The following is a 902-nucleotide window of genomic DNA, read 5'->3' on the forward strand; positions in this document are numbered from 1 at the left end:
CGTGGGCTGGATACAGCTCTCGTGCCAACGCCTGCGCGTTGGGCTGTTCAGCCGGTGCAGCCGGTGGGTAGTTGTCCATGCCCAGCAGGCGCAGATGGGTGCGGGTGTCGGTAGGCGCGCGGGCGGGCTCGGCGGTGATCAGCTTGCGCAAGGGGGCGCGTTTCAGTGCATGGGTGCGCAGGGCCAGCCGCAGATCGGGGCCTTGGCCGATGCGCAGGCCCAGGGCGTTGCGCTCGGCATCGGGCAGGGCCTGGAGCACCGCGTTGTACAGGTCGGTTGCGCCGGACAGTTCGCCGCTGTCGTCTTGCGGGGTGTAACGCCCATCGGCCGAGCGCACCAGGACTCTTTTGATGCGTGCCTTGGGTTTGCCGATGGCATCCAGGAGGGTGGTCTCGGGTGTGGAGCTTCTGATCTCAATGCGCACCCTTTTTCCTGCCCAGCCGGGCAATTGCTCCAGGGAGTGCAAGGCCAGTCGGTGGGTGTCCAGGTTGTCCGTAGAGTCGAGGTATAAACCGTCGTAGGCATGGTTCACCCCGGCTTCGTCTCGCAACGCTTGCGCCAGCTCGGTCAAGCGCGCGGGAACTGTTCCTTCGTCAACGGCCTTGAGTTCCTGGCTGTTGGCGGTGTCCAGCAGGGCGTCGGCTGCGGTGAGCGGCAATCCGGGTGTGTTGTCGATCATGGCCTGTTGGCGAGGGGTGACAGGGCGATCCAGCTGTTGGTAGCGGGTGTTGAACAATTCAGCTCGATGCGATTGAGCCAGCCCGGCCAGTTTTTTCCTGAGTTTAAGCGCGCGATTGTCCAGGGAGGTTGGCGGGTCGCCGAATGCTTCTCCCAGCAAGGTTTTGCGTTGGGGTTCATCCAGCGCTTCCAGCAGGGTTTTCAGCAAGTCACCGTTTTTCAAC

At 63.4% G+C, this 902-nt stretch carries 1 protein-coding gene; it reads right to left on the reverse strand.

The features are described from left to right. Window positions 1-886, reverse strand: an 886-nt coding sequence (locus OMK64_RS21325; protein WP_272730114.1) for a hypothetical protein, incomplete at its 3' end; no start/stop codon positions are given. Window positions 887-902: the final 16 nt, after the last annotated feature.

Source organism: Cellulomonas fimi (assembly GCF_028527925.1).
GTDB classification, from domain to species: domain Bacteria; phylum Actinomycetota; class Actinomycetes; order Actinomycetales; family Cellulomonadaceae; genus Cellulomonas; species Cellulomonas fimi_C.